Here is a 10,677-nt window from a genome sequence, read left to right on the forward strand (position 1 = left end):
GCTGGTCAACGGACACGGGAGGCGGCCGGACGGCCACCTCCCGATATCCCCTCAGCCGATCAACCCGATAGCGCTCGGTGACCGCGGGCCGAGCGGCCGTTCCCACGGCCGGGCGGTCACGAACGCGGCGGCCTGCCACGCCAGGCCGCGAACAAGCCCAAACCGACGCTCGTCACCGCAGTGAACGCCTCGGGGCCGGCGAGCATGAAGACACCCGCCGAGAGCGTGATCAGGACCAGCAGCGCGACGAGGTCGAGAACCCGATCCCGGGGGGACGCCACCTCCGCCGAGTCGTGCGTGAGGGCAGCCCGCTGAGCCGGGGACGGAGTGGTCTTTTCGATTTCATCCATGCGCCCAGCACACCAGCCCCAGCCGCCATGCCTCATACAGCGCGAACGAACCCGGTTAGACTCGATCGCCGCCGGCCATCGCCGTACGGCATGGCACAACGAGCGAACACGCACTCTGTACGGTGGTGTTCGGCGAAATTCGGTCCTGTTCGGCAACCAGCGTCCTACGCTGAGCCCCACAGACCATCGGGGGGACGTACGTGGCGCATGAGGACGCTTCCAGGGCCGCGTTCGACCGCGAACTCGAGGGTTTCGCCGCCAACCTCCGGAAGTTGCAGGTCGATTGCGGCCGCCCCACCCAGCGCGAGATCAGCCGGGCCGCGCCCAAAGGGCAGTCGTTGTCGCCCTCCGGGATCAGTGAAGCCCTCGGTGGAAAGCGCCTGCCCAGGCTCGACTACCTCATCGCCCTCGTCCAGGCAATACTGAGTTTTTCCAGCGATCGCCGGTCTCCAGTTAGCCGCAATGATCCGGCAGTCGAGTCATGGCGTACGGAGTGGACCCGGCTCGAACAGCTGCGCATCGAGGTCCGCTACGCACCCTCGGCTTCCGAGCCGGTGCGGGCACCTGCCCCGGTTGACACCTCACCGACCGCGCCAGCTCTCGATACGCCAGCCAACCTGACGAACTCGCCTACGCCAACGGAGAACAGCCGACGCCTGAGATTTCGTCCCGCGCCACCGGTGTTGCCCCACTCGGGCTTCGTATGGTCAGTAGCTTTCCGGCCCGATGGCGACATGATGGCAACCGCCAGCGCCGCCGGAGTGGTGACTCTCTGGAACCCCGCCACCCACCAAACCGTCGGTGAGCCCCTGACTGTTCCCAAGAGCAGCATCATGAGGTCAGTCGTGTTCTCCCCTGATGGCAGCCTGCTTGCCACTGCCTGTGACGACGGCAAGGTGCGCCTTTGGGATCCCGCCGCCCATAAGGAGGTCAAGGCACTCCTGACCACGAAGAACAGGGCGGTCACGGAGGTGGCGTTCTCCCCCGACGGCAATCTGCTGGCCGCCGCCAGCTTCGATCGCACCGTACGCCTTTGGGATCGTCACACCCTCGAAGCCGTAGGAGAGCCGCTGATCGGCCACACCGGACCCGTCACAGCGGTGAGATTCTCCCCTGGCGGCGGTCTGTTCGCCACCGCCGGCTTCGACGGCATGGCGCGTCTTTGGGACCCCATAACTCGCCAGACAGTTGGCAAGCCCTTGATGGGCCACTCCGGTCCCGTCAGGGCAGTGGCTTTCTCTCCCATCGGCGACCTGCTCGCCACCGCGAGCGACGACGGCATGGTTCGCCTTTGGGACCTGGCCACTCACCAGGCCGTCGGAGCACCCCTCACCGGCCACACCGGCTCCGCCACGGCCGTCGCGTTCTCCCCGGACGGAAGCCTGCTCGCCACCACCGACATCGACGGCATGGTTCGCCTTTGGGACCCTGCCACCCTCCAGGCCGTCGGAGCACCCCTCACCGGCCACACCAGCTCCGCCACGGCCGTCACGTTCTCCCCGGACGGAAGCCTGCTCGCCACCGCTGGTTATGATCAAAAGGTACGGCTATCGAAAGCCGAGGAGGCCCCGCCTGCACCCGTCCCGGCGCAGCGTACGTGTCACGGCGAGGACTCGCACGAGAGCCTGACCGCTGAGAACACCGAACTGAGAGCTCGGCTCAACCTTCTGACCGCGCGGGGTCTCGCCAGTAGAAGTGTCCTCACCGCGCTCAAGAACGGTGAAGGTTTCTCCCTGGCTCCACTGATCGGCCATCGCGACGCGGTCTGGTCGGTGATGTTCTCCCCCGACGGGACCCAACTCGCGACAGCGAGTGCCGACGATACGGTGCGATTCTGGGACCCGGCCGACAGGCGATCAGTCGGCAGGCCCCTGACGAATCACCGTGACTCGGTAATGGCTGTGGCTTACTCCCCCGACGGCGCTCTGATCGCAACGGCGGACCGCGGCGGCGCGGTACGCCTGTGGGACGCGGCCACCCGAGTGCCGGCAGGTCGCCCGCTGGCCGACCACCTCGGCCCCATCACATCGGTGGTCTTCTCCCCCACCGGAACCCTGCTCGCCGTCGCCAACGACGGTGGCGCCGTACGACTGTGGTCGCCGACTACTCAGCAGCCTTCCGGCGACCCGCTGATCAGCCACCACGGACTCGTAACGGGGGTCGCTTTCTCCCCTGATGGCAAGTTGATCGCCACCTCCACCGATACCGGCGCAGTGCCGCTATGGGACGCAGCCAGTCGCACATCAACAGGCGAACTCCTCGGCGGCCACAGCGGCTCTGTCAGCTCCGTGGCCTTTTCCCCCGACGGCAACTTGATCGCCACCGCCGGCGATGATCACTCGATACAGCTATGGGATGCGACTACCCACCAACCAGTTGGAAAGCCCCTGAGCGGCCACGGTGCTGCCGTCGCGGCGGTGGCCTTCTCCCCCGACGGCAGCCTGGTCGCCACGGCCAGCAGCGATCGCACTGTGCGCCTTTGGGACCCGTCCACTCACCAACCCGTGGGAGAGCCTCTCACCGGCCACCATGATGCCGTGACGGCAGTCACCTTCTCCCCGGACAGTTCCGTGCTCGCCACCGCGAGCGTCGATTGCACCGTTCGGTTGTGGGTGCCTCCATTGGTGAGCAGTTTCGTCGGATCTCGAGGTTGATCCAAGAAAGCACGGCGGAATACCCAGAGCCTCCCGTTGATTGGTCCCTGCAGAGATCACGGAGGGGGCGCTGGTGGCCGAGCTGATGTTGTTCCGGCGGGACGCGGGCGGGCGGGATGTCGAGCTGTCCGGTTCGACGGTGGCGCTGGAGGTGGAGCTGCAGCGGCGGGTCGAGGCCGGGCTGGAGCAGATGCTCGGTATCCGGTTCGTGGCGTCGGAGTACGCGACCGGTCCATGGCACCGGGGCCGCATCGACACTCTGGGGCTGGACGAGAACGGCAGCCCAGTCGTGATCGAGTTCAAGAGGGGCTCCGACAGCGGGGTGCTGTCGCAGGCGGTCTCGTATCTGTCCTGGCTGCGTTCGGCGCAGCACGAGTTCGAGGCGCTGGTCCGGAAGGTGCTGGGGGCGGAGGCCGCAGAGTCGATCGACTGGCGGCGTCCGCGGATGGTCTGCATCGCGGCCGGCTTCTCCCACCACGACCGTGTGGCCGTGCAGTGGCTGCCCGAGCAGATCGACCTGGTGCGCTACCGGGTCTTCGAGGGCGGCCTGCTGAGTCTGCTGCTTGTCGATTCCTCGCCCGGCTCAGCGAGCGCCGCTTCGTCTCGGCGGAGCCGGGAGCGGGACGCGGTGGTCGGCAGCGCGCCGACACCTGCGGCAACGCCTTCGCCGGCGGGTGCCGGCCTCGTGCCGGAGTCCCTGCGGGACCTGTACGCGGAGCTGGACGAGGCGCTCACGGCGTGGGGCGAGGTCGAGGTGGCGGTGCTGCGGCATTACATCGCCTACCGGCGGCTGGTGAACGTCGCGTCGGTGATCTTCCGTCCGAAGCACGAGGCGATCCTGGTCTATCTCAGACTCGACCCGGACGCGGTCGTGCTGGAGGAGGGCTTCACCCGGGACATGCGCGGTGTCGGGCATCTCGGGACGGGGGACCTGGAGGTGCGTCTTGCTTCGGCCGCGGACCTGGAGAAGGCGGCGCCGTTGATCCGGCGGGCGTTTGAGGCAGCCTGACAGAAGTAAAAGGGAGGCTGGAGCATCGGTTTCTCGATGTTCCAGCCGCCCTTCGACGTCTGCGGCCCGTTGGCCCCGGGCTCTTCGTTCTCATGATCACTCCTCCGGGCCGGCCAGGGCGAAGTCATCCTGTTCCAGCTCGGCGCGCAGGCGCCGTTCGGCGATGTCGGCGTAATGCGGGGACAGTTCGACGCCGACGAACTTCCGGCCTTCCCGGAGGGCCGCGACGCCCGTGGAGCCGCTGCCGGTGAACGGGTCGAGGACGGTACCGCCCTCCGGGCAGACCTGTACGAGCTGCCGCATGATCTCGACGGGCTTCTGGGTGATGTGGACCCGGTCCTTGCGGGGCTGGGAGGCGATGTAGTGGCCGGGCAGGTAGAGGTCGCGGGTGTTGTCGAGGGATCCCTTGACGCCCCAGACGATGAACTCGGAGTCCTGCTTCGGCCCGCCCTTGCGGGGCCGGCTGGCGGGCTTGATCCAAGGGATGGTGCCGCTCCAGGTCCACCCGGCCATCTGCAGGGCGTCGGACGTTGTCGGTTCCTGGCGCCAGTCGGTGAAGACCATGGCCACTGAGTGCTCGGTCGAGGCTCGGTACGCCTCGGTGAGCAGTTCGGTCAGCCAGGAGCGGTAGGAGCGCTGGTCGCGGTTCTCGCCGGGGAAGTTGGCGAGGTCGTGGGCGCTGCTGCTGGTGACGTACTTGGCGCGCGCGGTCCGTCCGGTGCGTTCCGAGCTCGTACGGCCGCCGGAGTTGTACGGCGGATCGGTGATCACGGCGTTGACGCTCTCGTCCGGAAGGGACTTCAGCACGGTCAGGGCGTCGCCTCGGTGCAGCGTGTAGCTCATGGGAAGCGCCTCTCTCAGGGCATGGCGGGGCTGGGCCCGCTCCAGGCAGCGCTCAATGGAGCTCTTCCGGGGCGGGGTTGTGCTGGAGGTTAATGGCGATCTCCGGCCGTACCCAACGAGGCGGGCCGTGCTGCGGGCCCCGGTCCGAGAGTCGTTTGGTGCGACCGGAATCCCGGTCTACTGTCTCGCCCTGTCACCGGGCAGGAGCCTCGCTCCACCCCCGCTGACCTGTGCTTTTCCGTGCCGTCTCGTCCATATGAGCGGTATCCGAGGCACGTTGTCCTCTTCCTTCTCGCACGCCGTCAGGAGCCCCGGTGTACTGCCTGAGATTACGAGCGCGGCTGGCTGCCGGGCGTGACCTGAGAACGGCGTCCGGGAGCTACCAACTCCTCTGACCCGGGCCCACCCGAGCGGTGGATGCACATCGGCGCGGTGCCGGCGGCTTTGCACGAGAAGTCGGCACCGCGCCTCCTACGAACACCGAGGAGCCGCTGCGATGCAGCATGCCCTGATACATCCGCGCCCCGACCCGACGCCGTCACCCGGCCGGCACCGCCGCCTCGGTGAACGGCGGCGGCGATGAAGAAGTCCACCGGAGCCGTCGTCGGTCTCTGCGCGACCGCTCCGCTGCTGCTGGCCGTTCCGATTCTCGCCATTGGGGCCGGGACCGCCTCGGCCTCCTGCTCGACCGGCGGTGCACAGGATGTGGATACCGCCGCCGTCGCCACCCAGGTGAAGGCCATCCTGGACGGCGGTGACAAGGGTTCAGTGTCCGTGCCGGGCCTGGACGACCCGGCCGAGCAGGTGCCCAACGCCAAGACGATCCAGGCCACCGGCGTCGCGATGAACATCCCGGCCCGCGGGCAGGTCGTGGCTCTGGCGACCGCCCTGCAGGAGAGCGGCCTGCGGAACCTGACCTACGGCGACCGCGACTCACTGGGGCTCTTCCAGCAGCGGCCCTCGCAGGGCTGGGGCACCGCGAACGAGATCCTCGACCCGGTGTACGCCTCGACCAAGTTCTACGAGGGACTGCGGAAGGTCTCAGGCTGGCAGTCCCTGTCGATCACCCAGGCCGCCCAGGCCGTGCAGCGGTCGGGCTTCCCGGAGGCGTACGCCAAGTGGGAACCCTTGGCCACCGCTCTGCAGAAGGCCATCGAGCCCCTGCTGCCGAAGGCAGGTGGCGCGTCACCGGCCCCTTCGCCATCCGGCTCGGCCGGCAGCGGCAGTCCTTCGCCCGGTATCGCGGGCGGTTGCAGTGCCGAGGGGGACGGGACCGACTTCGGCACCATCCTGCCCGGCGCGCTGCCGGCCGAGTACAAGATCCCCGCCGACGCTCCGCGGGAGGTCCAGACGGCGATCCGGTGGGCGCTCGGGCAGCTCGGCACGCCGTACCAGTGGGGCGGGACCTGCACCGACTCCCACGGCAAGGACGCCATGGGCCGGTGCGACTGCTCCTCCCTGATGCAGCAGGCGTACAAGGCCGCCGGGGTCACCCTGACACGGACGACGTACACGCAGGTCAAAGAGGGCAAGGCGGTGTCGGTCGATGCCCTTCAACCGGGTGACCTGCTCTTCACCGAGGGGACGGCCGCCGTACCCGAGCACGTCGGGATGGCCATCGGGCAGGGTCTGATCGTGCATGCCCCGCGCACCGGCGACGTGGTCCGCATCACGACCCTCGCCTCCTGGAAACTGCGGATTCTCGCGGCCCGCCGAGTCGTCTGACCGGCGCTTCTTCCCCCTCCCCCTTTCCTCGCGCACCGCGGCTTCGCCCCAGCGGGGCTTTGGCGTGCACGCAATCGAACTGGAGTTCTCCATGTATCTCGCCGACCAGGTCATTCAGCTTGCCTACGACCCCGGGATCAAGCCGAACGAGGGCGGTCTGCCGGGTCTGTCCGTCCTCAAGCAGGTGATGGGCTCGATCAACCTCTTCGGGCTCGTCGCCGTGGTCGGCGCCCTCGCCGTCAGCGCGGGCGTGTGGGCCTGGGGTCACCACTCCGGCGGCCACCAGGCGGAGGCCAACGGCAAGAAGGGCGTGCTGGTGTCCGCCGGTGCGGCCCTTCTGCTCGGTGCGGCAAACGGTGTGGTGGCCTTCTTCAGCACGCTGGGGACGCAGGTCCATTGATGGCTCAGCACTCCACCCACCCCGGCGGCGCATCTCGCGTGCGCCGCCGGGCGCTGCTCGGCACCGTCGCCCTGGCGGTGCTCGTCAGCCTCGCCGGCCTGGCCGCGTACCTCACCCGCGACGGCAGGGGCCCTTCCGAAGCCCTTGCTCCACCACCGAGTTCACCCACGGTCTCCTCTTCGGCCCCTTCGGCGTCCGGGTCGTCCACCCCGTACACCCGTCCTCGTGCCCTGCCGGTCCCGCCGAAGACCCATGACCCGATCGCGTACGGGAAGGCAGCCGCCGCAGCGCTGTGGTCCTACGACACCCGTGCGTACGCGCATCCCGAGCTGCGGAAAGCTCTGCGCGGGTGGCTGACCACGGAGGCGAAGTACGCTGACCCGGCCTCGGTCGACAAGGTCGTTCCCTCGGCGGTGCTGTGGAAGGAGATGGCCGCCAACGGCCAGTTCGCCACAGCCAAGGTGTACGAGGGGCACTTCCCGAACGCGTTCACCCGGGCCCTTCAGGAAGACCCGGGGGCGATCACCCAGGCGTACGTCTACGCCGTCACGGTCTCCGGCAAGCAGTCGATCGCCTGGAAGGGCTCGCCCGACGGCGGTGCGGAGAGCCGTGCCACCACGCTCGCGGTCCAGTGTCGGCCCGACCACCCCTGCGCCCTGGTCGGCGTCATGCCGTCTGTCGCGCCCTAATCCCCCTTCAGGAAAGGAGGTATCGCCATGGGAGTCTGCGACTTCCCGCTGATGGACAAGGTGTGCGGCGCCGTCGACTTCGCCACCAACCCCGCCGGAACTGTCACGGACGGCATCGGCGCGTGGATCGCGAAGTCGATGGGTGAACTGGCGGCCAGCGCGGCCGATCTCGCCGCCCAGGCCGTCAACGAGACGACCGCCATCGACCTCAACGCCGGATGGTTCCGGGACAACTACGAGCTCCTGTTGCCCATAGGGCTCGCTCTGACGGTCGGCATCTTCTGCATCCAGCTCATGACTGCGGCCTGGCGACGCGACGAACGCGCTCTTGCTCAGGCCGCGTTCGGCACCATGACCGGCGTCCTGTTCAGCTTCTCCGCCATCGCCTTCACCACCGTCGCCATCACCGTGGTCGACGCCCTCTCCGACGGACTGTTCCAAGCGGCCAACACCTCCGTCGACGACGCGATCCGGCGCGTGGTGAAGGTCAACCAGTTGGGGGCGATGTACGGCCTCGGCTGGGGCGTCCCAGCCCTGGTCGCCCTCGGGTGCGCGATCGGCGCCTTCCTCTACTGGGGCGTCATGGTCGCCCGCAAGGTCGGCGTGCTGATCATGGTCTCGCTCGCCGTGTTCGCCGGGGCCGGCGGCGGCTGGGAGGTCGCCAAGCGGTGGCGGCGCGGCTGGATCGAGGCCACCGCCACCCTGGTCGTCTCCAAACTCCTGATGACCGTGGTCTTCCTGATCGGCGTCTCCGCCATGGGCAAGAGCGACGCCGACGACGGCATGGCGGCGCTGTCCGACGCGATGGCGGGCATCGTCGTGATGGTCCTCGTGCTGCTCTGCCCGTACGCGACGTACAAGTTCGTGCACTGGGCCAGCGACGGCGGCGGTCACGACGACCTGCACCGCACCGGCGTCGCCGGCATGGCGGTCGCCGCCGGGGCGGCGAAGACCGCGGCCACCCTGGCGATGCAGGCCGGCACCGGTGCTCCTGCTCCCCAGGGCCCGAACAAGGTCCCTGGTGCGGGCGCCGATGGCGTCGCCTCCGGCATCAATCCCGCCGGCGGCAGCCTCAGCAAGGAGGGTATCGACGCCGGTCCGCTCAGGCAGCAGACCCGCTTCCGGTACGGCGAGGACCCGAACGCGACCGGCGACAAGGGCCGTGCCCTGATCCAGCGGCCCGGGATCCCACCGCTGATCACGCGTCCCGGTGCGGACGAAGCGGAAGGGCCCGAGGCGCTCGTCCACGGCGTCACCGGCAGTTCCGACCATCGCGTCGGCGCGTCGGCACCGGGCGGCAGCATGACCTCCCWGCCGCCTGCCGGCCCCGCGACTGCGCCGCCGCCTCCCGCCGGACCGTCGGCCACCGGTTCCCCGACGCCGACGAACTGGGTGTTCCCCACCCAGCCGCCGTCGGGTTCCTGACCCATCACCCCCGGGGCGGGCCGTACACCACGGCCCGCCCCACCCCGACCGACCAGCAGAGGAGTCCCTCATGACCTCCAGAAGAGCGCCGCGCGCGCCCCGTCCTCCGCCCGCAACCACCGTCTGGAACCACCATGTCCGGCAAGCACCAGGCCCCTACAGCCACCGTGAAGTTCCCCCACCGCAGCAGGCGCGGCATCCTGCTCGGCCTGACCGCCCCGCAGCTGTTCGTCGCCGGCCTCACCGGCCTTCTCCTTCTCGCCGTCGTCCTCACTCGAGGCGTGGTCGGCGCTCTCCAGCTCATCCCGCTGTGGGCCGTCATCGCCCTGTTCGTCTTCGTCCGCCACCGTGGCCGTGCCCTGGCGGACTGGGCTCCGATCGTCACCCGGTACGTCCTGCGGCGGATGCGCGGCCAGCTGGTCTGGCTCACCCGGCCCTCCCGTCGGCCGACCCGCGCAGGACTGCTTCACCTTCCCGGCACCGCCGCCAGCCTGCGCGTGGTCACCGCCCCCGACGGTAGGTACGGTGCGGTCCACGATCCTCACAGCGGCACGCTGACCGCCGTGGTCAAGGTCTCCTCCCGCGCCTACGCGCTGCTCGACCCGGGCACCCAGCAGGCCAACGTCAACGGCTGGGGACGCACACTGGCCGCGCTGGCCCGTACCGGGCAGATCGCCCGCATCCAGGTGATCGAGCGCACCGTCCCGGACTCCGGCGACGCGCTTCGCCGCTACTGGGAAGAGCACGGCCGGCCCCACGCCCCCACGGCCGCCCCGATCTACAGCGAGCTGGTCCAGAGCGCGGGCCCGGCGGCGGCTCCCCACGAGGCGTACGTCGCGGTGGCGCTGGACACCAAAGCCGCGCGGCGACTCATCAACCAGGCGGGCGGCGGTCTGACCGGGGCCTTCAGCGTCCTGGCGCAGCTGACCTCCACCTTCGACCAGGCCGCGCGGACCGCCGGGCTCAACCCCACCGGCTGGCTCACCGCCCGCGAGATCGCCGCCGTCGTGCGCACCGCCTACGACCCCAAGGCCCTCACGGCGCTGGACCGGTGGTCCACCGCCGGCCGTCCCGAGGCCGAGCCCGCAGCCGCCGGCCCCGTCGTGGTCGTCGAGAAGGCGGACCACATCGCGACCGACTCGGCCGTCCACGCCACGTACTGGGTGGAGAACTGGCCGAGGACCGAAACGTCGGCCGGCTTCCTGCACCAGCTCCTGTTCACCGGCGGCGTCCGGCGCACACTGTCACTCTCCTACGAGCCGAAGGGACTGGACGCCGCCCTGCGCGACGTCCAGCGCAAGAAGGCCAGCGTGATCGCCGATGCCGCCGAGCGAGCCCGGCGCGGCCAGGTCGACTCCGAGGCGGACTCGATCGAGTACCAGGACATCAAGTCCCGCGAACGCCAGCTCATCGCGGGCCACGCCGATGTCGCCCTCACCGGGCTGCTGACCGTCTCTGCCGACTCCGAGGACGAACTCCGCACCGCCTGCGCGGTCGTGGAGACCGCCGCCGGCGGCTGCGGGCTCGGCCTCGGGACGGCCGGCGGTGGACCACCGGTCCAGCGCCGTGAGGGCCTTGGGGT

Annotated in this window: 9 protein-coding genes; 7 read left to right on the forward strand and 2 right to left on the reverse strand. The window is 69.5% G+C overall.

The features are described from left to right. Nucleotides 1-116: 116 nt before the first annotated feature. Nucleotides 117-350 (reverse strand): hypothetical protein, encoded by a 234-nt coding sequence (locus EAO70_RS04595; RefSeq protein ID WP_148001723.1) that lies wholly within the window; start codon nucleotides 348-350, stop codon nucleotides 117-119. Nucleotides 351-550: 200 nt separating this feature from the next. On the opposite strand from EAO70_RS04595, the gene EAO70_RS04600 reads away from it, so the two are divergent. Beyond that, complete coding sequence (locus EAO70_RS04600) at nucleotides 551-3,004, forward strand: WD40 repeat domain-containing protein (protein WP_148001724.1); 2,454 nt, start codon at nucleotides 551-553, stop codon at nucleotides 3,002-3,004. A gap of 73 nt (nucleotides 3,005-3,077) precedes the next feature. Beyond that, nucleotides 3,078-4,013 (forward strand): DUF5655 domain-containing protein, encoded by a 936-nt coding sequence (locus tag EAO70_RS04605; protein WP_187283723.1) that lies wholly within the window; start codon nucleotides 3,078-3,080, stop codon nucleotides 4,011-4,013. 96 nt (nucleotides 4,014-4,109) lie between these two features. Here the strand turns inward: EAO70_RS04605 and EAO70_RS04610 are convergent, their stop codons facing one another. Further along, nucleotides 4,110-4,856, reverse strand: a complete 747-nt coding sequence (locus EAO70_RS04610) for a DNA-methyltransferase (RefSeq protein ID WP_148001725.1) — start codon at nucleotides 4,854-4,856, stop codon at nucleotides 4,110-4,112. Nucleotides 4,857-5,435: 579 nt separating this feature from the next. Here EAO70_RS04610 and EAO70_RS04615 point away from each other — a divergent pair. The 5 genes from EAO70_RS04615 to EAO70_RS04635 all read left to right on the forward strand — a co-directional run. Continuing rightward, nucleotides 5,436-6,581 carry a C40 family peptidase gene (locus tag EAO70_RS04615; protein WP_148001726.1) on the forward strand — a complete coding sequence of 382 codons (1,146 nt, stop codon included), beginning with the start codon at nucleotides 5,436-5,438 and terminating at the stop codon, nucleotides 6,579-6,581. Between the two features lie 91 nt (nucleotides 6,582-6,672). Then, nucleotides 6,673-6,981 (forward strand): DUF6112 family protein, encoded by a 309-nt coding sequence (locus tag EAO70_RS04620; RefSeq protein ID WP_030581509.1) that lies wholly within the window; start codon nucleotides 6,673-6,675, stop codon nucleotides 6,979-6,981. Next, complete coding sequence (locus EAO70_RS04625) at nucleotides 6,981-7,670, forward strand: hypothetical protein (protein ID WP_148001727.1); 690 nt, start codon at nucleotides 6,981-6,983, stop codon at nucleotides 7,668-7,670. Before EAO70_RS04620 ends, EAO70_RS04625 begins: the two co-directional genes overlap by 1 nt. Nucleotides 7,671-7,697: 27 nt before the next feature. After that, complete coding sequence (locus EAO70_RS04630) at nucleotides 7,698-9,095, forward strand: type IV secretion system protein (protein ID WP_148001728.1); 1,398 nt, start codon at nucleotides 7,698-7,700, stop codon at nucleotides 9,093-9,095. Between the two features lie 134 nt (nucleotides 9,096-9,229). Continuing rightward, nucleotides 9,230-10,677: SCO6880 family protein (locus EAO70_RS04635; RefSeq protein ID WP_410091042.1), on the forward strand; the 1,448-nt coding region annotated here is incomplete at its 3' end.

It is taken from the genome of Streptomyces sp. adm13(2018) (assembly GCF_008042145.1).
Taxonomy (GTDB): domain Bacteria; phylum Actinomycetota; class Actinomycetes; order Streptomycetales; family Streptomycetaceae; genus Streptomyces.